Origin of the sequence: Paenibacillus sp. FSL H8-0317, from assembly GCF_045040685.1 — a bacterium.
Lineage (GTDB): Bacteria > Bacillota > Bacilli > Paenibacillales > Paenibacillaceae > Paenibacillus.
On sequence record NZ_CP150294.1, the window covers coordinates 6,222,676 to 6,244,867 of the forward strand.

Sequence of the window (22,192 nt, forward strand, 5' to 3'; positions counted from 1 at the left end):
CTTAACACATGTTTCCCTCCAACAAGAACAGTTTTCTTTATTACCTCACAGTTTGTTTGAATTGGCAATGACATACGAAAAAACCTGACAGGATCAACACTTTGACATCAAGTGTGTTTCCTGCCAGGTCTATGAGAGTCTATAGATGAATGCTGTGCGTCTAATCTCTGTATCCGTTCTCGCTGTGTATCCAGCACAGTCCAATGGTTCCTGCACCTGCATGGATACTTACCACAGGGATAAACGGCATGATTTCGGTCTTTAATCTAGGCAGCAGAGCTGCAATCTGTTTTTTGATTGTAACAGCTTCTTCCTGATTGTTGGCATGCATAATGCACACATGCTTTACTTTCTCCATATCCAGCTTGAGCATATCGAGCATGCGCTCTTTTGTCCGCTTGAACGTGCGGATCTTCTCATTCACAACCACTTTGCCCTCTTCAAATCGAAGCAGCAGATGGATCTTGAGCAGTTGACTGATGATCAGCTGTGTACCCGACACCCGTCCACTGCGATGAAGATGCTGAAGACTGGCAGGTATGAGGTAAAAGGACATGTTATCAATCATCTGTTCAATGTTTACTTTGATCTCGGCAGCTGAACATCCCTGCTTCTGCCATTCCAGTCCTTGCATAATCATCTCACGGTGAGGATAGGCACCTGCCTTTGAATCAATTGCGGTCACCGTCACTCCTGCAATCTCTGCAGCCTGCATGGACGTATGCAGCGTTCCGCTAAGCTCTGTAGAGCAATGAATCGTAATAATCTCATCGTACTTGTCTTTGAGCGACTCATACAGTTCAATGAATTCGCCAATGGGTGGCTGCGAACTGCTCGCACGTGAAGCCTCCGCAAGTTTCTCATAGAACATTTCAGATGTAATGTCATCGGTCTCCCGGTAACATTCCTCTCCAAATACGATGCGCAGCGGTACGATATAGATATGATTTTGCTCCGCAAAAACGGGATCCAGTGTACTGGTACTATCGGTGACCCATGCAATTTTCTTCATGACATCCTTCTCTCTTGCCGGATTGTTCATTCTGTATCCTAATCGTCAAGCACAAGCCCGGCGGTTTATTTAAAATTTGAATATTTCACATTGTAAACGTTTGCGATATTACCTCTCAATTATAAAGGAACGGACAGACCGTTGTCTTGTGGCGCAATCATGAACACCCCTGTTAATACCATTATTAGCTAAAAAAATGTCTTGCCTGTGAAGGAATAAATTGGTATGCTGTTGTCCTTCTCTCTTTTTCGCCTTGACTGAAGTGAACGGAAACGCCGTTCAATCCACTTATCGGAGGTGTCACATGCTTTATTTCACTCTGGCTTCCAAAGCCTACTCCCGGAATCTGCAATACCGCGGGGCACACATGGTACATAACCTGGCAAGCGCCATGTTTGGTTACATGTATGCCTGCCTCTGGATCGGCATCGGGGCCGACCATACTCTCGGAGAATACGGGACACAGGGGATGATCAGTTACATTGCGTTCACGCAATCCTCTCTCTGGATCTCGGGTTTTCTCACGAACGGATTGGGTATTCCCTTATCCGTCAGGACAGGGCAGATCGCACTGGATCTGATGAGGCCTGTTCATCTGTTCACCCACCTGATGGCACGCGAATGGGGGCAGATTGCCTACCAGTTTGTGTACAAAAGCATTCCGATCTACCTGCTCTTCTCCATTGTCTTTTCCCTGCATTGGCCCTCAGACGTTTCAACACTATTCTATGCCGCACTTGGTCTTGCCGGCGCCGCATACCTATCCATCTGCATGAACTACATCATTGGTGCCACGTCGATGTGGACCACGGAGTCCTCCTGGCTTCACTGGGGCAATCACGCGATGATGAATCTGCTAACTGGTTTTTTCATTCCGCTGGAGTGGCTACCGAACTGGCTTGAACAACTTGCCTGGATATCACCCTACCCTTTCCTGCTCTATGTACCAACCCGAATCTATCTTGGTTTCGAAGATGGCTCCTTGTTATGGGGAACCTTGCTTTGGTGTGTCTTCATGACGTTGATCTGTCTTGCGATCACCCAAGTGTTACGTCGTAAAGTGGAGGTACAAGGCGGATGAAGCGAACTTCCTGGTTCAATTTATATAAAATGCTGATTCGAACAAGCATCCGCAGCCGGATGCAATACAAGTTCAATTTCATCATGGCATCCGTACTCGCCGCTTTAATTCAAATCTCCGAGTTTCTGATGGTCGCTCTCGTGCTGCACAAATTCGGAGCAATTAAAGGCTGGTCCCTCCATGAGATCGGCTATCTCTTCGCCATCATGACGTTATCCAAAACACTGTACCGCACATTCGGCAATGAGGTTCACCATCTGGAAAAATATCTGGTTAATGGCGAGCTTGACCAACTGTTAACTCGTCCCATGCCCGTATTGCTCGCACTGCTGCCCCAAAACTTCCGCATCATGGCTGGGGAAGTCCTGCAAGGCGGGTTCATTCTCTGCTGGTCTTTGGCAGGCATGATGCATAGCGGACAGATTGGCTGGATAGCCATTCCCTTCTCCCTGCTCATTATCCTGACGGGCGCAGTCATTCTCTTCTCCATCGGACTTGCTACCGCCACACTCGGATTCTGGACCACACGTATTGAGGAATTACAGACGATCACTGAAGATGCCGCACGAACGGCTGCCCAATATCCGCTAACGTTATATCCCAAATGGATGTCTGGCATTCTGCTAACGGTCATTCCGGTAGGATTCGTCAACTACATTCCATCACTTTACCTGCTACGGGGTGAAGGAGGAGCGTGGACTCTTGTTGCTGTTGCGGCGGTTGCCGCACTGAGCTTGGCTGCAAGTCTGCGTTTCTGGCAATTCGGCATGACCAAATATCAAAGTACAGGTAGCTAAGGAGGCGGTACGAATCATGAACATGATCACAGCAAGGCATCTGCAAAAGGAATTCAAAACTCCTGTTATTCGCGAAGGACGTTTCTCCGGTCTACGTACGTTATTTTCACGTGAATATGTGTCCAAGGAAGCGGTACGTGATATCAGTTTTGATATCGGCCCAGGGGAATTTGTGGGCTATATCGGTCCGAACGGAGCTGGCAAGTCTACCACGATCAAAATGCTGACAGGTATCCTTCACCCAACCTCGGGTGAGGTACGACTTGGTGGTATGAACCCGCATCAGGACAGACGCAGAACAGTTGGTCGACTGGGCGTTGTGTTTGGACAGCGCAGTCAGCTCTGGTGGGATCTGCCTGTGAAAGATTCATATGATATTCTGGCCGAGATGTACGGCGTCCGTGCCGAGGACAAAAAGAGGCGGCTGTCCCAGTTCGCTGAGCTACTGGACCTTGAATCGTTCTGGGCCACGCCTGTCCGCAAGCTCTCGCTTGGACAACGCATGCGAGCGGATCTCGCAGCTTCCATGCTGCATGATCCCGAACTGCTTTTTCTCGATGAACCAACAATTGGACTGGATGTGAACGCAAAGCGGAACATTCGCCAGTTTCTACGTACATTAAATGAAACGTTTGGCAAAACGATTTTGCTGACCACCCATGACATGGACGACATTGAACAGTTATGCAGCCGGGTCATGGTAATTAACCATGGTCAACTAACATATGACGGCACGATCTCGTCACTTCGCGAAACCATCGGACTACCTACGCTGATTCGGGTAACATTCCGGGGAGCGTTTCATATCCCGGATGTTGTGTCGTCCGCGATACATATTACTGGAGTGGAAGGACAGATTGTCACCGTCGAAGTGAACCGGAAGGAATGGAGCACAATGGACATTCTGAAACAGTTGGAGCACTGGGGTCAGATCGAAGATGTAGAGATGAAAGAACCGGATTTCGAAGATATCATTCATCGGGTGTATTAGTCGGCCCATTTTGTGAGGAAATAGGATGAAGACCTGTTCTTACGCCGTTACATGAAAGAGGGACATGGCGTACTGTAATAACGGAGGTGAAGTGTCATGCTTGTAACCAAACATGTCCTTGCAGCATCCAGCGCACACGCTACTCCCTACTTCATCGTACGTGGCATGATGCCGGGACCCGTGATGTTCATTACATCCGGGGTTCACGGGAATGAAACGGCGAGTATGGCCGCTGCGCAAAAACTCGCAGATGATATTGCGACAGGTCGTCACGCCATTCAGCGAGGGCTGTTAATTATCGTGCCACGCGTGAACCAGCAAGCCTACGCTAAGAAAATCAGAGGCAAGCCAGATTTGAATCGTACGTTTCCACGTCGTATGTCAGGCAAGGCCAAGCATCCGCTCGCTGCGGCAGTTTTTCAGCTGGCGCGTGAACATCGGGCCGACTGGTGGCTTGATCTGCATGAAGCCAACGGCCTGTCTCAACTGAGTTCACGAGTGCTTGGACAGACGTTGATCACCAATCCCGGCAGTCGGACAATTCCAGCTTGCAGAAGAGTTATCGAACGGATGAATCGGTCGATTGCCATTCGTAATCGTCATTTTAACCTCAAACAGCATGAATTGCCGGGATCTGCCCGTACAGCGGCTTCAAGACTATTACAAGCCCGTTCCGTCACGGTGGAGACCTGTTGGAGTCTGAAACGCTCGACCCGTATCAAGTATCAGACGAAGATTGTGCACCATTTTCTGCGTGAAGCGGGTATGTCATGATCAAGACGATTAAGATAGAACTAAAAGAAACCTCGAACAGAAAGCGCCCGAAGTACATCCCCAGGTGTTCTCTGTTCGAGGTGTTTTTTTATCTCTGCATCATGGCTTCCAGTATTTTATTACCCACAGGGTCTAGCGGCATGAGTGGATAAAGGTCTTTTCTAGTTATAAACTTGAATATCGTATCCAGATACTCATCCACAATAGAGGCTGATCCAAAACAATAATTGGACAATAATACGACCCCTATACCCTGTTCCTTGTTTATAGCCAAATAACTGGAGAAACCAAATGTGCCACCGTTATGCCAGAGAATATCCTGATCTAACAGCTTATCCTTATGCCATCCTAAATATAAGTCCGAGTCTCCAATCATTATAGGAACATGACTTTTTTGTATTGCAGAGGCTATCGGATGATCATCATTAAGGTTGGCCTGAACAAATAAACACATATCGTGAACCGATGACTTGATCGCCCCAGCCCCTGCATGTACACTAAGATCCCAGTGAGGGACTTTTTTCCCCGTTGACGTATGTCCATCCACAAATCTGCCATTCTGTTCTGGATTCAGCATAGCTGCTGTCTCCGTCATGTTTAATGGACCTGTGATATATTTTTTAAGCAGATCGTCATATGTACTTCCTGATACTTTACATAGGATATAACCCAGTAAGCCCACGCCGGTATTGGAATACTCAAATGAACCCATCTGATCCGTAAAGTCAGCAGCGGTTAAAAAAGCAAGTAAATCATCCTCGGTATAATCTGAATACGGATTCAATCGGTTTTTCGTGGGGTTCAGATTTGTGGCAAGTCTAGGTAATCCAGAGGTATGCGTAGCAAGACTTTTTAAGGTAACCTTATTCAAATAATCGTTTTTACCATTGTGTATGTACCTGCCAACCGTGTCATCCGTGGAAAGCTGCTGTTGACGTTCCAATTCTAATAGAAGGATAGATGTAAAAAGTTTGGTGACAGAGCCGATTTCGAACAATCTATGTTCAGGCGCAGCCACGCTCTTCTTTTTGGGATTGCCCAATGAATGATATTCGATATCTTCCTTTGTAATAACGCCAATCTCAAGATGCAGATGTTTCTTTCCTTTGATGTAATCGGATACAAAACCTTGTAAATCCCTCATAGAAAATGTTACTCCTTTTGTTGGTGTGAATTTCATTATTGAAACCACGTTAACCACCACTATGTATTGGCAAACTACACTATGTATTCTTTCTAAATCTCCGATTCCCTGCTCAATAGTCCACGCCTGTTTTCTCTTAAACAGGAAAAGAGCCGCGATTACGGCTCTTTCTTCTGCACCCTGAACGATTGAATATAATTATCGATATCGTCCTCCGGTGTATGCAACAGTCGTGCCAGATGAATCTGCATCTGTTCCAGATGGTCAATATGTGTCTGAATGTCAGCGATGCGTTCGCGTACAAGGGTTTTTAACGTATCCTTTTCCATGTCTTCCTGGCTGAGTAGTTGCAGGGTCTCTTGTATCTCCTTTAAGGAGTAACCCAGCAACTGGGCATCCTTAATGAACTTAATTTTGACCAGATAATCCTCGGTATACACCCGATATCCGTTGGAGGAACGACGGGGAGCAGGCAGAATTCCACTATCTTCGTAATAACGGAGGGTTGCCATACTTACACCGGTACGCTTAGCCAGCTCTCCTCTTGTCATGGTTTCCATGCCTACGCCTCCATCCTTCTGCAGATTTATTGTGTTTCTTCGTTGCGTATCTTAGTATATGTGGCATCATAGGTGGCCTCGGGAAATTGTGCTGAAGATCCTTGCAGCAATGGCTGCTCTTTCCCTTTCAGATAACGGTCAAAGAATGCCCGCGCATAGGATCTGGTTATATCCACATTATGTTCTGGCGTCATGCCTCTGGCAAACATTTTCGGTGAAATTAACGAAATATCCGTAAAGCTTTGATGGAACAAATTCTCTACTGTCAGATAATAGGTATCATTAAGACTATTTGACATCACCCGATCCAAATCAGGCTCAAACTCGGGATAAAATACTTTATCCTTGGCAGTGGCGTCCGGGTCCAGACTTTTGTCTGTCCCACCCGACATGATATACATAAACGGCTGTTTCAAGGCTGTTGTGGATACTTTACCCCAGAAACCGCCTTCCAGGCTAAGTCCCGCTTGGAATCGCTCATCCTGCGCCAGTGTTTCCGCTGTTGTTGCCCCACCATACGAATGTCCCATAATGCCGACGTGATCGAGATCAAGCTTGCCTTGCAGCAGTTGATTCGGGTCATGTGAATTCCACTGGGTAAGCGTATTGAGAACAAAGCTTGCATCATCTGCACGTATGCCTATGCCTTCTACATTATATTGATATAATTCCGCTGACGTTGCAAATTCAGGGTCAGCCTGATAGGAAACTGCACGTCCATCGGGAAATGTCACTTGTGCTGACGTATAAGGGTGATCTATCCCCACGACAATGTAACCGTGGCTAACCAGCTCCTCAATCATCGTCATGCTCTGAAAACGGGCTGAGCGGATACCCGGCGAGAATAGCAAAACCGGATACTTGCTTTGGACGGCGGACATCTCAGCTCCTTGCACCACATGTGTTGGAATGGTATCCAGATAACTGAACACCTGAGACGGGATGCCAAACACCAGACTGATCGCTTCTCCCAGTTCACTAGGATAATGCTCCAGCGGCAGCCCTTTGGCGGTTTTCTGATCCACCGGATACCACACATTAATCATAAGTTCCCGCTTATCTCCGGCCTTGGGTGTTTTGGTCTCTTCGCGAGATTCATCCACCAGGTGTTGTGAGAATGTCCCAATGGCATATGTGCCGGTTGGTTCAGGCATCGTAAAAGCAGGTAAGAGCCAGGTCAGTATAATTGAACATGTACTGAAGGCCAGAAGCAGAATCGATACCAGCGTCATCTTTATTATTGAAAGACGGTTGGGTCTCCGCACGCTCTGAACATAACGATCACCGCGGTATGATTTCATGAGTTGAATGATTAACGTAATGAATAATACAAGTGTAACGATATAGGTTGGTATCATCTGCACGCGAAATGAATTGATCAAGCCATGCAGAAGCACTGCCAGAACCAGAGCTGTGAGTATGCCCACTGTTATTGCCCGGCGCTTCGGAAACACTAGCATGAGTACCGTAGCTGCTACGGTTACCAATACCAAAATCCATTCTAAAATTCTCATTATTCAGCCTCCAATATTTCTTGATAAAAAAAGAATAAACCTTGAAGTATACTTCAAGGTCAAGGCTGAATATATGACGAAAAATCGTAGACACACTGAAACACCCGGTAAATATGCCATACCGCCTGAAAGAGCTTGCACGGTATATTCATCGGGTGAACTACAACGATTACTCCACGGTTACCTTTGTTCTAGGCATGGTATGCATCGCTCCTGAGGTTACATGCGCCTGAACGACATACACTCCGGGTTCCTGAAATGCATGTTTTACTTCATATATACCATCGCCTATAGATACAGCCTTCGTCGCTCCCCGAGATTCAAGTTCTTCGGCACTCATCATTCCTTGATCGAATGAAGGGGCTTCGGGTTCATCCTGCTCATTCCATACCTGAAACTGTACATGATCCGCATCATTTACAGGCTGTTCTCCCTGTGTCAGCTTGATCTGCAAAGCGACTTCTTCCTTGGCAGATACCTTATCCGGAATCATAAGTTTCACTTTGATCATCTCTGGCATCTCGCCCGATTGTGACTGTTCCTCATAAGAGCATCCCACCGTCAGGAGGAGCAGAATAATGAAGGGCATGAACCACCGAGCTTGTCCGCTCATCACCATCTATCCTTTCTTATTAAGAAGATTTTGGTGTTTTGCCGATGCCCCACAGCATCACGATGATGATAATAAAGGCGATCAGTGCCAGTAATGGAATCGTGATGAAACCAAACCAGTTCAAATAGTCGGTATAACATGGAACCTTACCGCATGCGACGGCATTACCTGTAGCTGAAAAAATACGCTGGATCGTTACATGATATAACGAAATGCCGCCACCGACGAAACTCAGTGGCAGTACGTATTTGGTGATACCCACGTCATCCTTAAAGTAGGCAATGCCCAGCAAGATGGTTAGTGGATACATGAATATACGCTGGTACCAGCATAGATCACATGGAAGATACCCCTTGATCTCACTGAAATAGAGACTCCCCCCTGTTGCAATAACGGAAACGGTCCAAGCAACAAATAAACGGGTATCCACATTTCTCGCTGGACGCTCCGATTTTGATGATGTACTCATTCCTCTGTCCCCCTCTTCATTTTGCTTATACCAAATTATCATACATCATTCTAGACTCCATCGGCTATTCAAGCTGTTATGTAGGTCATTACTCGATGATTATACCAAATATTTGAACTTTTGGGTGAATACAAAAAAGCTGCCGTATGGGGCAGCTCTTTTGTTTGATTCGGTATATAAAACGTTGGATTACATCGATTTAGTCAGCGTAATGGAACCATCTTTTTGTGCCCATTTCACGTCCCAGTTCAGAAGTTCAGCAATGAAGCGCAGAGGTACTTGTGTACGTCCATCTTTATTTACAAATACAGTTGAACCCACATTTTTCTTTACGCCGTTTACTTCCATAATGTTGTTGTTCACCCAGAATTCAAGGATATCATCGCCAGCCATTACCGTTACTTGTTTTGCTTTTTTGTCCCATTTCACTGTTGCACCAATACCTTCACTCAGGAAACGCAATGGAATGTATGTTGTGTTTTTCCAAAGCACTGGTGTAGTATCCATGTTGGTTGTTTTGTCGTTAATTTTCAGCATTTTGCTGTTCAGTTGCATCCACACCGTTGTCATTTCTGGCGCTGGTGCAGGTGTTGCTGGCTCTTGGAATTTGTCGTTGAATTGAGTCACGATGGCGTTACCAAGGGCTTGACCTACACCAAACATCACTTTGAAACCTTCACGATTTGTTGTGTACGAAGCATCATAGTTACCTGCTGCATATTGATTCAATACGTTTTGCACTTGATTTTCATGTGTTGTCAGCGCTTGTTGTCCTGCTGCTTTTGGCAGATTTCCAGCTGTTGCTGAATCCAGGAATGTAGCAAATTCTGTTGTAAATTCATCAATACGTTTCTCTACTGCCGCACGAGCCGCAGCATCGTTGTTTTTAACAGCTTTTACATAATCGCTTTGTGCATTAACGTGGTTGGTTACCCAAATTTTCTCGAAAGCATTGGCACCATCGTTACCGTAAACGGAAGCAATCGCTGCTTTGAAGTCAGTTGTGTTTCCAGCTTCAGCAGTAATCAATGCGTTGGAAGCCGCTGTACGTCCATCAAATTCCTCTTGCATTTGCAGAGCCGAAAGCGCAAAGTGTTCGGAAGCCAAGTGGTTGAGTGCAGATCTCAGATCAGCTGCTTTTGTATCCGCTTTGGTATTTTCGAATTTCTCAGGCATTTGTGTCGTAATTGCTGTGGAGAGTGCTTTACTTACGTCGAACATTTCTTTGAAACCTTCACGGTAAGCCTTGTATGCATCAGCGTAATCTCCAGCTACATACTCATCAAATACTTTTTGCACGAGATCTTCATGTACTTTCAACGCCTGTTTGGCTGCTGCTTTTGGCAATTTGCCTTCGGTTGCTGTGCTCAGGAATGTGGAGAACTCATCCACGAAACCGTTGATGTTTGCCTGTGCTTGTTTGATTCCAGCCTGGTTGCCCATTTTGGTTGCTTTCACCAGATCATCTGTATATTTGTTATGAGAGCGGAAGATGCGTTCGAATTCTTTGGCACCTGCGTCACCATATAGGGAGGCGATTGCCGGTTGCATATCCAGTGCATTCTGGTCGAGTGCTTTGTAGGCTGCGTCTGCGTCTTTTGCTCCGTCATATGCTTTGGCCATTGCGGTTACTGCGAGTGCAAAGTGCTCGGACAGCAGGTGATCCAGGTTCGCTCTCAGGTCAGCCGCCGGTGTGTTCACGGATGCTTTCATCATGGTCATTGGTGTTTGTGGTGCGGAAGCTGCTCCAGCGATCCCCGGCATCAACAGTGTTAAGCTAAGTACAGGTGCGATAAACTTCTTCATCTTCATTTTCATTACGTGTTCACTCCTCGATTATGTTTTGTGTATAATTTCTTTCCTCGTCGTCGTCTTCATAGGGTGTAACGCAGGGTTCTCTCTTCTGGATCACTCTGTGGGCAAAAAAAATTCACAGCCTTCAGTAAGGAAAGCTGCGAATGCCTGTTGTATCAAGGTTTTTTTGAATTAAAAAAATATAAAATTGTAGTGATCTTTCCGATCCAAGACTACATACATACTGTAATATAGATACTTCATTTTCCTTTATTTCTCAACTAAAGCTTACATCAAAGGTTATCCTGAAGTACAATAAGGACATATCATATTATTCGCGAAGGAGGTCCATTCATGACCTGGTTGCCTTATGTTTTAATTGTGGGTATCGCCTTGTTTGGAGGTATTGCTACCATGATCATCGGAAATTCCAAAGCCAATCAGACCAGCAACCCCGAATATGACCGCCGCACAAAGCAAAACCTAAGCAAACTTTCCTATGTATACGTTGGTGCGATTGTCCTTGGTTTTGGCGGACTCATCCTCTATCTTTTCAACTAAAATGTTACGATTCGGCAAAGAATACGTTCAACACACCAAGCAGTTTCAGTGTTCGTTCTACATTCTCCGTATATATACACATGTTTACAAGTTGGAGATAATTCAGAATTATTCTGGATATGTTCGGGGTTTAATATAAAGCCATAAGGGACAGCGAGCCCATTAAATAAAACTAACCCCCAACTTGAAGGAGAGATATATGATGAAAAAAAACATGAAGAAATCCGTAGCAACGATGATGGTACTGGGCATGACATTAACAGGAGCAACAGGCGTATTCGCCGGAACACAGCTGGAGAAAATCTCCGCATATCTTAACCATGGAATTAGCTTCAATGTCGATGGCGAGGCTTACTCACCAACCGATGGCAATGGCAACAAACTTGCGCCAATTACTTATAACAACTCTACTTATCTGCCCGTACGGGCACTTGCCGATGCACTGCATGTGCCTGTATCCTATGACGGAAAAAAAGGACAGGTCATTATCGGCCAAGCAACAAGCAATCCATCAGCTTTGACAAATGTAACGTATAGCGCAGCACAAAAAGAGGCGATTCAAAAAGCTTTTGCACAATTCGATGGGTTCGAGACCGCTTATGCCCCTCAGCAGATGATCGCAGGTGACACGTTCAAAAGTGTAGGTGCGGGTGGCGACGGCGTCAGTTTTGTTTTCAACCATATGAAAGTGGATGTGTCTCCAAGAGATTATTCGGACGGTTATACGAGCAAAGACGTGAAACTGCCCAATGGTGTTATTGCCAAATGGTACACACCAGATCAAACGGGCATGCTCACATTCCAACTGGATGATCGCTACGTTACTCTCAGCTCCCCGGATCATAAGCTGAGCCAAGCTCAGCTGCAACAAGTCGCTGTCTCTGTTCAGAAGGCAACTGGCAACAACGATCAAGGGACCACTGCATTTGCTGACGTGAACTATAGCAAACAACAATTGGATAACATTCGCAAAGCATTTGCGAAGTTTGACGGGTTCACAACAGCCTATGCCCCACAACATATGGTTGCTGGAGATACGTTCAAAAGCGTAGGTGCAGGCGGTGATGGTGTAAACTTTGTTTTCAATCGTATGAATGTCACGGTATCCCCTAAAGACTACTCGTTCAGCTATGATGGCAAAACGGTAAAACTGCCTAATGGCGTATCATCCAAATGGTATACACCAGATCAAACGGATATGCTCACGTTCAAGCTGGATGATCGTTATGTAACACTCAGCTCGCCGAATAACCAATTGACTCACACTCAACTGGAGCAAATGGCGGTATCTGTACAAAAAGTGAAATAAACAAAATAAACACACATCATTTCGGTCCCACTCTATGAGTTGGGGCTGATTTGATGTGTGTAACGTATGCTCAAACTCTGCACAAAGACCTCTTCCTGTTCGTCCCTCCCTATCCTGCAATTAACTCTCTGCCTTGTTCATGACCTGGCGAAGCCAGTAATACCGATGCAAGTCCATGATAAAATGAAATACCACAAAAGCCAGCATAATGTATACACACATTAGCACAACAGCCACAGTTTGCTGTGTAACAAAGGCCAGTGAAATATTGGCCAGAAGATATGCTCCGCTCGTAATCATCGTTATTGTGGCAACAGGCACACCCGTGCTTTTATCCCCTTTTTTACGCTGAGGGGGCTGCTTCAGCTTACGCAAATGAAACTTCATGTACTGGAACAAGGCAAAACCATATACCACAAATGATCCAATGCCGTACCAAGGTGTCGACAGACCAAGTGTCCCGTAGGCAAACTTCTGAACAATCACCATAAATCCCACAGAACAAACGATGCCAAATACGCCTCGGAACAATACATAATTCAGTTGAAGTCTGCGCAGGGCCGCAATCAGGGCAATAGCCCATATATTCATAAAGCCCAGCGGTGGCACGAGAATATACGCATACAGCGATTGGAACGGGACACTGAACACGGGAATAAGCAGAAATACGTTAAGAAAAAACAGGACAAGTATGCCTGCACTCAGCCGAATACCATCTACCGCATAGACGACATAAGGTGAATCTTCATAAGGTTTTGAACGTTTATTATTCACCATTATAACTCTTCCTTGATAGATTCATTTTGTCATGACTACAATGCCATTTCCGTTAAACGAATAACCCTGCGATAGACCATCGCATCCATCACATCCTCCCAGTCGAGTTCACTGGCATTAACGTCTCGATAATACACGGCAGCAGCAGGCAAGGAACCAACCAACGGGCCTGTTCCACCACATATCAGGCTACCGCCGTCTCCGCCTTTGGGCATCACATCTCCACCCGAATCGAGTGTAAGCTCATACTTGTAGGGGTCTCCGGCAAATTGCACTCCGAAGAAATTTGGCATTTCCAGATCATAAGGACGATCATCCTTTTCTTCACCCCGTGAAGAGGCCATCTCTGCCGATCCACCCACAATCTCATCCACGCCTTCCAAACTTCCAAAGTGCTTTAATCTCATCGTATAGTCGAAGCTGTCACCCCAGGGAAATAACGTGCGACAACCGCCGCCATAGATATACTCCCATTCGTCTTCGGTTAGTAAACCAAAACCCGCTGCAGCTTCCTCCCTCACAACATCTTCCAACTCTATTCCTTCGTTGAACCACAGGATTCGGACTTCATTCTCACTTTGGCGAATCAGACGAAATTGTTGATGCAATTCATATTCACGGATCTCCGATTGCTTAAACTGCTCCAGTGCTGAGGGAAAATCAGGATCTTCTTGCGCGTGTGCTTCCTCCTCAGACACTTCAATCCAGCCAAGTGAGATCAGTTCGCATTCAACAAGCATCGGCGCAATGTTGACCGTTCTTACAGGTGACATTTGACTCGCCAGAAAAGAATCCACGTCCTCCACACCATACTCACTGACCGTTTCATGCAGGTCGGCTGAGGTCTCTTCGTTCATACCATGCCGCCAACGATCCCAGCCGAGCGTTACCCGATCCCCAGGCACAAACACAAATCTTAGCCCTTCCTCCGTAAATACACCTGTCTCCATCCGCTGACCAAATCGTTCAAATGTCTCGAGACCCCCATATACCATACCGTCTGGTAACTGACGAACAAGCTTACGCATCGAAGCCTCTTTGTCCTGAGCATTCAACGCCTGCCACATGTCTCGACTCCATGTTTCCATAACTCTCCCCACCCTTCCTTATACACTCTCACTTCTCTAAAATGCTTTACTGGGTGACACAGTACAATCTAACTTGTTCACATTTTTATTTCCCTGCGGCCTGCAACAGTTCCAGCAATAATTCCTTCCGTCTTCCCTCCGCTTTGCGAGCGAGCGTTGAGAGCTTCTCCACCTTGCCAAAGATCGGATAGATTACACGTTCCGCTTCATAATGCTCAAGTTTTTGAATCTGTCTAACCAACAGTTCGAGTATTTCCTCATTCTCCAGTTCGGGCTGAATCTTTAGCTTCAAACTATCGGTGGAACGACGCAAGCTGGCGACTAACGCAGGTATGGATTGAGCCTGTACACCCTGTTTTTCTACTAACGCCGCAATGAACTTATCCTGAATCAACTGATGCTCATCATCCACTTCGCCCATGTAATATTCAACCAGCGGGAAATACTGCTCATCCACAAGCCCCAGTCCAAAGGTTGCATAACTGCCCGGCATACAGCTTTTCTCTCCCTCGGTATCCTCGTAGAACTCAAACTCCTGGATAGCCTCACGCGCATACTCTTCCAGAAGTGGATGCAGCTCCGGGTACTCCAGTGCATTGGCAAAGAATCGGTGGGTATCCGACTTCGCGAGTCCTTTGATCGGCAAATACTGCTTTACGCTGGACTTGAGCTTGATCTTATAACCTTTCGGAAAGCCCTGTTTCAATAAATGAGTGATAAAAGTTAGTGCCTGTTGATAGGCAATTGGCTCTTCCTTACGAATGTGAATGGTCATCAGAGCAAATACATCATTTGCTTTGCATTCTACTTCTTCCGTTTTCACATGAATATCGTCCTTCGCATACGTTCCGCTACCTTCTGTCATCATCCGTGCCGCACGTTTGCTACCAAGCTGCTTCGCGAGTTCCAGAAAAGTCACACCTTTGGGTTTGCTATAACTCGGCTCAAAACGTAGAATCATGACCGCTGCGTATAACAGCAGTTCGATTGGTTGAGACTCGGATGTTTGCTGCTCCCCATGCTCGTCCAAATGTTGGCCTGTCTGTGTTTCAATGTTCGATTGAAGCGTTGCTCCGGGCTTAAGTGAATATTCATTGGTACGATAAGGCGAAGACTGAACATCATAATACTGTGGCAAAAACTGATTCTCCGCCCATGCCGTCACTGCACGAGTAATCTCACCACGATGTTCCGCCAGTGCATCCGGACGCCCCTGATTCAACTCTTGAATCCCGTCATACAGCCTGATGGTCCATGCTACATCCAACTCCGGGAACAGCTTTGGATCGAGCAGATGACTCGTCAAAAAGAAGGATTCCAATGGCTTCGTTGGATATGTACTGTTCTCCAGATTCTTGTCTACATAGGTATGAATACGCTCAAGGAGCAGCTGTCTTTTCTCTTCGTTGATCCATTCCAATAAAGTCAGTTGCAGCTTGCCTTCGGTTGTTGGAAATTTCCCGCGGAAAGTAAAGCGGTAGTCAATCAACGGAGTATCTGCCAGCTTGTCCAATCTGCCCTGAACAACCTCAACAAGCTTAGGCCCGATCTCGTTCCGTACCTGTTCCTCGGTAAAGGCTCCTGCCTGCTTTGATTTCACATCATCATCCAAACCCAGATCCAGGCTGTCTACCGTGGTCCGTCCAGGTCTGTAATCAAGCACAATATCATTAAAAATACCCATTTGCAGTGTAGTTCGCTTCACAACACTTTCCAAGTCATCCCGCTTGTCCTGTTCATCAAACCATTCATGAATCGTCGTTATCATCTCTTCCATAGCCTGATCATAAAGTGTACTCATCTGATCTCCTGCCTTCCCATGCATCTTAAGATGTTCATCAACCACACTTGAATTTCTATGAATCCCGGACCAGTCCGAGGTATCTATGTTATAAATACGTATTAATGTTCGTATATTCCCTATTATTTTACTCTCTCAAGTACACCCGGAACAATAAGGCTTACGCACGGTTGCTTGCTAGTCAAAGAGATCTACGGATTCCTTTTTTTTCATATCTATGTACGCTCTCGGCATGCCCTCGCTATCGTCATCCCCACGTTGTATAATCATTGTATTCCTTTTCAGGAGGTCTGACGAAATGAGCTACAGCAAATACTTCCCCTTGGAAAACTATTTGAATCAAGTTTCAATCACCCTTACATATGCAGAGCTTGAGGAGATTCTCGGATTTACGTTACCCCCTACAGCGTATAATCGCGAACAATGGTGGGTGAATAATTCCAATAATCATACACAGGCACTATCCTGGTTAAATGCCGGATGGAAGGTGGATAATGTGGTTTTAGGAAAAAACGTTACTTTTGTCCGTTGCGAGTCTAATTGATTATGTACTTACTTGCACTGATGGTACTCGTCATTTCAGGTTCAGTGTGCTTAATAGATATTTTGTTCGGTATAAAAGATTCGGGTGAAGGAATCCGATTATTGGTTACGACTTCAAAGGCTCTATTTTTCTTATCCTTGTTGTTTTTTATCATTAAAATGCCTAATAAAAAAGCAGGGTAGATCCGATGAATTCATCAGTTCTCCCCTGCTTTATTGATTAATTAACTGTCTTATACCACTCGTTCACTTCGGCGGTAATATCATCCCCGCCCATGGATTTCCACTTTGTCACAAACGCATCAAATTCTTCAATGCCCACCTGACCATAGATGATCTTGCTGAACGTATCCTTCTCCAGCTTGTCGATCGCGTCCTTCTTCATTTTCATCGTCTCGGTTGGTGCCCCAGTGAACTTGTTCTTGATCGCGTTATCTTTATTTGCAACGACGACTTCAGCGGCGACAAATACTTCCGGTTTGTTGGCAATTTTCGTATTTTTCTCAAAAGGGGTCTCCGGCTCTTTGCCCTTCGCAAGTTCCGCCAACGTATCCATCATGAGGTTCGGAATCCGTGCACCGTCATACGTAATCGTATATTTGAGTGGGGATACGCCATCTTTCACTTCAGCTTCACCAACCACTTTGCCGTCCACGATGTCATAGTCGTATCCTTGCGCGAAGCCATGTTCGAACTCGCTGCCCACTTCCGGATTAGCAAAGTTGTCGAACAGATAATTTTGATACGTGAAGAAAATCTCCGGGTTCGCCATATCCTTATTAATCAGCACCACCCCGTTACTTGCACCAGAACCATGTTGATGGCTCTCGCCTGTTGGCCCTGTAGGTAAGGCAATGGCCTTGTACGTGGCACCGTCCACATTTTTCTTCACATCATCAATCGGCCAGTTTGGCATCCAGTGTGGTCCCACAATAATGCCTGCTTTACCTGCGGTGAACAATTCTGCTGCCTTGATCTCGTCATAGACACCCGCTTCTTTGGGCAGATAACCTTTGGACAACCAATCTTTCATCGTTGCAAGACCTTCCTTCACACCTGGCTGAATGGAGCCATATTGCAGTGTTCCGTCTCCGGCATCATTCCACTGTCCAGGCATCGTGTTGTACATGCCGAAGATCCAACCGGATTCCGTCATCCAGGTATTGAGCGCATTTTTCATGCCCACGGTCAGACCATACGTATCTTTCTTACCGTTCCCATCGGGGTCCTGATTCGTAAAAGCATCCATGACCGTAACCAGTTCATCCATGGTTTTTGGTTCTTCCAGTCCCAACTTCTTCAGCCAGTCTTCCCGAATAAACATGACCGAATCGCCGTTGTAGGCATAATCGAAGATTGGAATGCCATAACGCTCGCCCTCATACATGTACGGATACCATTCCTCCGGTGCTGATTCAGAAGCCTGTTTCCATGTGTCCGAAGCATACTTGTCAAACAACTCACCTGCATTCGCAAATTTGCCGGACTCAATTAATTCCCGGACCAGATTGTAGTCTCCCCGAATGGAGACGATATCCGGCAGTTCTTCGTTAGCGGACAGGGACAAGCGTAATTTCGTGTAAAATGCATCATTGGTCACTGATACGGCCCACGGTGTGGTCAGATCGATGCCAAGTCGTTCCTTGGCCCATTTGGTATGCACATTGTTCTGTGCCGTTTCCCCGTTCTTGAATTTCGTATCATCATTCCAGGCCCGCAAATAACTCATCTGTACCGCCGGTTCATACTTCCCGTCTTGCAGAGCAAGTGGTGCAGCGGCTTCCTTCGCCGGTTCTTCCTTGGCCCCCGAACTACATGCCGTTACAGCAACCATCGTGATTGCGAGCAATGCCGTCATCATTTTTCTATACATGAACTAACCCCTCCTCAGGTAACTTGGATACCCTTATGTGCCAAATGCACCTTACATGAAAAGGATAGTGCAGCCGGGGAGGCAAACATATATCACAATTTCAATGTTCATATCGATTTGTTAACCGTTCCGAAAATCCTGCGGGGTCAGTCCATAATGTTTGCGGAACACCTGAATGAAATAAGGCGTGTTATTGTACCCCACTTCCTGACCAACTTCATAGATTTTCATCGCCGTATGCTTCAGCAAATGAACCGCACGTTCCATTCTGGAACGGATAATATAATCACTAATGCCTTCACCTGTGGATTGTTTGTACATTTTCGACAGATATACCGGGTGCAAATGCACCTCTCCGGCAATGACCTGCAACGATAAATCCTCGCCAAGATGATGGTCAATCCATTGCTGTACCTGCCGAATCAGCGTTGATCCCGCATCCTGTCCCGCATCGCTTGTGCTCTCTGCCCACTGCTGCATTACAGACCGAGTCCACGTTTCCAGACTACGCAGCGAGATGCCATAACCATCCTTGAGCAACTGCTGGTATTGCTCGCCAAGCACTTCGGTTAACTGCCTTCCTTCCCGATGAGCCATATAGGAGAATGCTGCCGCCAAATAATGAAAAGCCACATACACATGCTCCGGGAACACACTGTTCGACAGTTCGGTAAAGATCTGATCAATCTTGCGGTGTGCATCCTCCATGCGCCCCGCTTCCAGTAACGTCGTTAGACCCGGTGGTTCATACAGCGCTGCAAGAGACTTCAACGTGGCCCCATTGGTTCCCGCCGCCGCATTCAAATGTAATCCTTTGCCCGCCTCGGCCTGCTTGCGAAGTGCACTCACAGCTTGATGATATAGTTGCGGCACCTGATCTGGGAAACGCCCCATACGACTAACAGACAGGGAAATGGTCGCGTTCAGATATTGCCTCACACTGTGGATTAACCGTTCTCCAAGCCGTCCCATTAGCATTTCCGGTTCAGCTTGGGTTTGTTTGGGACTGGCCATGAAGACCAGATCATCATAGGCGTCATCCGTATGACAGAGATGATAAGTACTGCCGTAGATCTCTTCCACCACATTGGAGATGGCATACTTCATCAGTCGAAACGCTTTATGTGTGGGTTGATGGTCATCATACCGGATGAGCAACAGTTGCATTTTATCCTGTGGACGGAACCCGATCTCCAGTTGCTCCAGCTTGCCTTGGAGTTCTGCATCCGCAAATTTATGCCCTAATAATACATCCTTCATCAGCTCCGCCCGCTTCTCGGGCAGATGTTCCCTCACCGAATACATGGCCCGCTGATGCAGCATTTGTTTCTCACCCTCTAGACGAATCTGCACGGCGGCCTGCTGCACGGATTCGATCAGTTCCTCATCTCGGACCGGCTTGAGCAGATAACTAACCGTCCCGTGTTTGAGCGCCTGCTTCGCATAATCGAAGGAGGCATGACCCGATAAAATAATACATTTCGTCTGTTCCCACTTTTGCCTGATGTGACTGACCAGATCCAGACCGGACAGACCCGGCATGCGGATATCCGTGATAATAATATGGACCTGATGTGATGCCATATGTTCCAAGGCTTCTTTGACCGAATAGGCTTTGAATACCTGACCAATCCCGTGTTCTCTCCACGGTATGGAGACCGCGATCGACTCTACTGCCGAATGTTCATCATCCACGACCATCAGATTCATCATGCGGTTGTTCCTCCTCAAACCATCGAATTTCTACACTAAGTCCACCATAGGGAATCGCTCCAAAATGAAGCCCCGACGACAGCCCATATCGCGTAACGAGACGCTGGTGCACATTCCACGTGCCTGTTCCAATCTCTTCACCCATTGGTTCATTGATCTCCCGTTCCAATTCGGCAATCTCTTCCGCTGTCAGCGTGACACCATCGTTATCAACAAACAGGCTATATCTTGTATATTTCCGACCCTCTATATGTTCGGGTACCGCCATCCCCGTTACGACGACATGCCCACTGCCCTCCATCGGCTCAATGCCGTGGATCACCGCATTCTCTACGATCGGTTGAATAAGCAGTCGCGGTATATGAAGCAACATCAGTTGCTGCGGTACGGCAATCTCGTAGGTCAGCCGGTTGGTCCGCATCTGTTGAATGGACAGATAATGGTCCAGCAGCCGAATCTCTTCTTCCACTGTTGTCATGTCATTCTCGCCTCGCGTAATGTAGCGATAGTAGTCACCCAGGCTTAGCGACATGGCAATAACCGCTTCACGGTTGCCGAGCTGGGTCATATTTTTAATATAAAACAGGCAGTTGTACAGGAAATGTGGATTGATCTGTGATTGCAGATGTTTCAATGTCGCTTCCCGTGAACGGATCCGTTCCTCGTATACCTTCTCGATCAGTTCCTGAATCTGCTCTGCCATATGGTTGAAGCTCTGGGTGAGATACGCGAATTCATCACGGGAGTGATCGACCGGAATCCGTGTGGACAGCTGCCCTTTGCGAATCTGTTGCAGCCCTCTCATCAAACGATGGATGGGCACCTGAACTTTTCGATACAAAAGCAGTGCAGCCCCGATACTCAACACGAGCAGTAACAAAATGGAGGTAATAAACATATTTCGACTCTTGTCCATCGGGGTTAACAAATCATCCAATACCACCGGGTTCACGTATACCGCTTGCAGTTGTTTGGAGTGCACGTAACTGACCAGATATTGTTTACCGCCCACCTCCAATTGATGATTGCCTTCCCTCTCCGGCCCGTTAAAAGGCATATCACGCATAATCGCTTCGACCAGTTCGGGGTCCGCCGTACGGTTCAGCAACGGATCGTTACCTGGTACCAGCAAGAAGGGATCTCCGCCCTGCGTTTCTTTGAAATCATCCAACATGGCAACCACGTTCATCGGGTCAAAATTAATCTCCATCACCGTTCGTACACCTGTGTTTACCGGTTTTTCATTCCACTCGTAGTTGTCCGTGAAAAAGTAGGTGAAACTCCCCTGCTCCAGCTGCCATTGTCCAGGTTGCGGGAACGTCAACATCTTCTCATCGTAGACCGTCCGGCTGGACATGGTGGATAACACAAGTTCCGCTTGTGGCAGCACAATGGTAATATCGTTCTTCCAGCGGCTGGTGGACTGGTACAATGATAATTTGTCGAGAATATCCAGATAGATACTGTTCTTCTCATATTGGCTGGTTGAGTCCGTCATGTAACGGTAATGCAGGATACTCGGATCTCGCAGCAATGTCAGGCCATATAGTGAGAGCTGCTCGATATTTTTATCCACCTGGGAACTGAAATAATTGAACTGGTTCAGACTCGACTGCTGTTTCTCCTCCACCACCATGTCCACATTTGCCTGGTTCGCGTATGTATACAGCAGCAGAATGGGTACGAGCAGGCAAATTAAGAGAATGACCGTCTTCGCAAATACTGTGAATTTCATCGTTTCACCCTGTTCCTGAATTTGAAGTCGTTCTACACCGAAG

Annotated in this window: 20 protein-coding genes; 7 read left to right on the forward strand and 13 right to left on the reverse strand. The window is 46.6% G+C overall.

Going from position 1 to position 22,192, the window contains the following annotated elements; all coding sequences use genetic code 11:
* Positions 1-160: 160 nt before the first annotated feature.
* Positions 161-1,012: a DegV family protein gene (locus MHB43_RS27970; RefSeq protein ID WP_076212843.1), complete on the reverse strand. Its 852-nt coding sequence runs from the start codon at positions 1,010-1,012 to the stop codon at positions 161-163.
* A 304-nt stretch (positions 1,013-1,316) separates the two neighbouring features.
* Here MHB43_RS27970 and MHB43_RS27975 point away from each other — a divergent pair, with 304 nt between their 5' ends.
* The 4 genes from MHB43_RS27975 (at position 1,317) to MHB43_RS27990 (ending at position 4,655) form a co-directional block, all read left to right on the forward strand.
* Complete coding sequence (locus MHB43_RS27975) at positions 1,317-2,093, forward strand: ABC transporter permease (RefSeq protein ID WP_405130842.1); 777 nt, start codon at positions 1,317-1,319, stop codon at positions 2,091-2,093.
* Positions 2,090-2,890 carry an ABC-2 family transporter protein gene (locus MHB43_RS27980; protein WP_339179522.1) on the forward strand — a complete coding sequence of 267 codons (801 nt, stop codon included), beginning with the start codon at positions 2,090-2,092 and terminating at the stop codon, positions 2,888-2,890. The genes MHB43_RS27975 and MHB43_RS27980 overlap by 4 nt, the downstream gene beginning before the upstream one ends.
* Before the next feature lie 22 nt (positions 2,891-2,912).
* The gene (locus tag MHB43_RS27985) at positions 2,913-3,881 is read left to right on the forward strand and encodes an ATP-binding cassette domain-containing protein (RefSeq protein ID WP_339185457.1); all 969 of its coding nucleotides are present in this window, start codon (positions 2,913-2,915) and stop codon (positions 3,879-3,881) included.
* A 96-nt stretch (positions 3,882-3,977) separates the two neighbouring features.
* Positions 3,978-4,655 (forward strand): succinylglutamate desuccinylase/aspartoacylase family protein, encoded by a 678-nt coding sequence (locus MHB43_RS27990; protein ID WP_076212848.1) that lies wholly within the window; start codon positions 3,978-3,980, stop codon positions 4,653-4,655.
* Between the two features lie 88 nt (positions 4,656-4,743).
* Here MHB43_RS27990 and MHB43_RS27995 read toward each other — a convergent pair whose 3' ends face one another.
* The 6 genes from MHB43_RS27995 to MHB43_RS28020 form a co-directional block, all read right to left on the reverse strand.
* Positions 4,744-5,799 (reverse strand): serine hydrolase domain-containing protein, encoded by a 1,056-nt coding sequence (locus MHB43_RS27995; RefSeq protein ID WP_405130843.1) that lies wholly within the window; start codon positions 5,797-5,799, stop codon positions 4,744-4,746.
* A 158-nt stretch (positions 5,800-5,957) separates the two neighbouring features.
* Positions 5,958-6,359, reverse strand: a complete 402-nt coding sequence (locus tag MHB43_RS28000; RefSeq protein ID WP_221820703.1) for a MerR family transcriptional regulator — start codon at positions 6,357-6,359, stop codon at positions 5,958-5,960.
* A gap of 26 nt (positions 6,360-6,385) precedes the next feature.
* Entirely contained in the window at positions 6,386-7,873 is a 1,488-nt protein-coding gene (locus MHB43_RS28005) for a lipase (RefSeq protein WP_339179531.1), read from the reverse strand.
* A 169-nt stretch (positions 7,874-8,042) separates the two neighbouring features.
* A complete protein-coding gene (locus tag MHB43_RS28010; RefSeq protein WP_339179534.1) occupies positions 8,043-8,486 on the reverse strand; it encodes a FixH family protein in 444 nt (147 codons plus the stop codon).
* A gap of 19 nt (positions 8,487-8,505) precedes the next feature.
* Positions 8,506-8,955 (reverse strand): disulfide oxidoreductase, encoded by a 450-nt coding sequence (locus tag MHB43_RS28015; protein ID WP_339179536.1) that lies wholly within the window; start codon positions 8,953-8,955, stop codon positions 8,506-8,508.
* 189 nt (positions 8,956-9,144) lie between these two features.
* Positions 9,145-10,767, reverse strand: coding sequence for a copper amine oxidase N-terminal domain-containing protein (locus tag MHB43_RS28020; protein ID WP_405132480.1), 1,623 nt, complete (start codon positions 10,765-10,767; stop codon positions 9,145-9,147).
* 336 nt (positions 10,768-11,103) lie between these two features.
* Here MHB43_RS28020 and MHB43_RS28025 point away from each other — a divergent pair, with 336 nt between their 5' ends.
* Both MHB43_RS28025 and MHB43_RS28030 read left to right on the forward strand, forming a co-directional pair.
* Complete coding sequence (locus MHB43_RS28025) at positions 11,104-11,310, forward strand: hypothetical protein (RefSeq protein ID WP_017692174.1); 207 nt, start codon at positions 11,104-11,106, stop codon at positions 11,308-11,310.
* Between the two features lie 199 nt (positions 11,311-11,509).
* Positions 11,510-12,619 (forward strand): stalk domain-containing protein, encoded by a 1,110-nt coding sequence (locus tag MHB43_RS28030; protein WP_405130844.1) that lies wholly within the window; start codon positions 11,510-11,512, stop codon positions 12,617-12,619.
* A gap of 120 nt (positions 12,620-12,739) precedes the next feature.
* On the opposite strand, the gene MHB43_RS28035 is transcribed toward MHB43_RS28030, so the two are convergent.
* The 3 genes from MHB43_RS28035 to MHB43_RS28045 all read right to left on the reverse strand — a co-directional run bounded on the left by MHB43_RS28035 (position 12,740) and on the right by MHB43_RS28045 (position 16,285).
* Positions 12,740-13,396, reverse strand: coding sequence for a hypothetical protein (locus MHB43_RS28035; RefSeq protein WP_405130845.1), 657 nt, complete (start codon positions 13,394-13,396; stop codon positions 12,740-12,742).
* A gap of 35 nt (positions 13,397-13,431) precedes the next feature.
* Entirely contained in the window at positions 13,432-14,484 is a 1,053-nt protein-coding gene (locus MHB43_RS28040; protein ID WP_221820694.1) for a hypothetical protein, read from the reverse strand.
* An 85-nt stretch (positions 14,485-14,569) separates the two neighbouring features.
* Positions 14,570-16,285, reverse strand: a complete 1,716-nt coding sequence (locus MHB43_RS28045; RefSeq protein ID WP_405130846.1) for a DUF6138 family protein — start codon at positions 16,283-16,285, stop codon at positions 14,570-14,572.
* 298 nt (positions 16,286-16,583) lie between these two features.
* Here MHB43_RS28045 and MHB43_RS28050 point away from each other — a divergent pair, with 298 nt between their 5' ends.
* Positions 16,584-16,829 carry a hypothetical protein gene (locus MHB43_RS28050; protein ID WP_339179545.1) on the forward strand — a complete coding sequence of 82 codons (246 nt, stop codon included), beginning with the start codon at positions 16,584-16,586 and terminating at the stop codon, positions 16,827-16,829.
* A 219-nt stretch (positions 16,830-17,048) separates the two neighbouring features.
* Here the strand turns inward: MHB43_RS28050 and MHB43_RS28055 are convergent, their stop codons facing one another.
* From MHB43_RS28055 to MHB43_RS28065, 3 genes are all read right to left on the reverse strand, one after another.
* On the reverse strand, positions 17,049-18,701 hold the full coding sequence (locus tag MHB43_RS28055; RefSeq protein ID WP_036668098.1) for an extracellular solute-binding protein: 1,653 nt from the start codon (positions 18,699-18,701) through the stop codon (positions 17,049-17,051).
* 120 nt (positions 18,702-18,821) lie between these two features.
* On the reverse strand, positions 18,822-20,414 hold the full coding sequence (locus tag MHB43_RS28060; protein ID WP_405130847.1) for a response regulator: 1,593 nt from the start codon (positions 20,412-20,414) through the stop codon (positions 18,822-18,824).
* Positions 20,389-22,149 carry a sensor histidine kinase gene (locus MHB43_RS28065; protein WP_221820682.1) on the reverse strand — a complete coding sequence of 587 codons (1,761 nt, stop codon included), beginning with the start codon at positions 22,147-22,149 and terminating at the stop codon, positions 20,389-20,391. The genes MHB43_RS28060 and MHB43_RS28065 overlap by 26 nt, the downstream gene beginning before the upstream one ends.
* Positions 22,150-22,192: the final 43 nt, after the last annotated feature.